Annotated in this window: 1 protein-coding gene; it reads left to right on the plus strand. The window is 64.5% G+C overall.

The features are described 5' to 3' along the window. Nucleotides 1-258: 258 nt before the first annotated feature. On the plus strand, nucleotides 259-1,437 hold the full coding sequence (locus CH281_RS21720; RefSeq protein ID WP_141214699.1) for an IS30 family transposase: 1,179 nt from the start codon (nucleotides 259-261) through the stop codon (nucleotides 1,435-1,437). Nucleotides 1,438-1,471 lie beyond the last annotated feature (34 nt).

The following is a 1,471-nucleotide window of genomic DNA, read 5'->3' on the forward strand; positions in this document are numbered from 1 at the left end:
GGCGGGTTCTAACGATCCCCGCAACACCCTCGATTTGAGGGAGTTGCGGGGATCGTGGCATGTGCTGGGTTGAAGGTGCGGTTTTTCGAGGCGTTGGACCGTGAGGACGGGAATGTCAGCGCGGCCGCACGCTGTGTCGGGGTGAACCGGAACACTGCCTTCGGGTGGGTTCGTCAGGCGGGTGTGCAAGGGCGCGGAAAGAGCGGCCGGGCCGAGCATTCGGGTCGGGGACGATACGAGGAACTTCGCTCGTCGGGAATCTCGCGGCGCGAGGCTGCTCGGGAGGTCGGGGTCCACCTCCGGACCGCGCAGGACTGGGACGGGGGCATCCGCAAGATCGGTGGTGCGCGCCTGCACCCGGATGGTCGACGTATCGACTACAAAACCGGTATGACAACGTTCGTCACCGCTGCTCAGAGGCCGTCGCTGGCCCGCATCGAGTCCACACTGCACCCTCGGTATCTGACGGTGACCGACCGTGAACAGATCGCCGACCTGCGTCGAGCCGGGTGTTCGCTGCGTGAGATCGGACGCCGCCTCGGCCGGGCGGCCTCGACCGTCAAACGCGAGATCGACACCTACGGCATCGCCGACGAGTACCACCCGCACCGGGCACATCGGCTGTGGGCTATCTCGCGTGCCCGGCCGAAACCGGCGAAGCTGGCGGCACAGGGTTCGCTCCGGTCCTACGTCGCCGGCAAACTCGCCCTGCAGTGGTCGCCCGAGCAAATCTGCCACGCTCTAGTTGTCGACTTCCCCGATGACAAGGCGATGCGTGTGAGCACCGAAACGATCTACCAGGCCATCTACGTACAGTCGCGCGGCGGACTACGCCGAGAAGTTGCTGCCGCATTGCGCACCGGACGTACTCGCCGCGTACAGCACCGCTCACCCGAGCAGCGCACCTCACGATTCGTCGATGCGATGGTGATGATCTCCGAGCGGCCGGCGGAGGTCGCCGACCGCTCCGTGCCCGGGCACTGGGAGGGTGATCTGATCGTCGGTACTCGATCGGAGTCGGCGATCGTGACATTGGTCGAGCGTTCTACCCGGTACCTGCTTCTCGGTCACCTCCCCGGCGGGCACACTGCAGAGGAGGTCCGGGACGTTCTGGTTCCTCTGATCGGTTCTCTCCCAACGCATTTGCGCGGTTCACTGACGTGGGACCAAGGGTGCGAGATGGCAGCGCACAAGCAGTTCAGCGTCGCCACCGGGGTGCCGGTGTACTTCTGCGATCCACACTCACCATGGCAACGCGGATCGAACGAGAACACCAACGGCTTGCTACGCCAGTACTTCCCCAAAGGCACGGACCTGTCCGTGTACAGCGCCACCGACCTCGAGAACGTTGCCCACCGCCTCAACTCCCGTCCACGCAAAACGCTCGGCTGGAAAACTCCAGCCGAGCGTTTACGTGATCTACTGACAGGCATCTGACCATCAGGTGTTGCGAGGACCCCTAGAATCCGCC

The organism is Rhodococcus sp. 06-221-2, assembly GCF_002258365.1.
Classification (GTDB): domain Bacteria; phylum Actinomycetota; class Actinomycetes; order Mycobacteriales; family Mycobacteriaceae; genus Rhodococcoides; species Rhodococcoides fascians.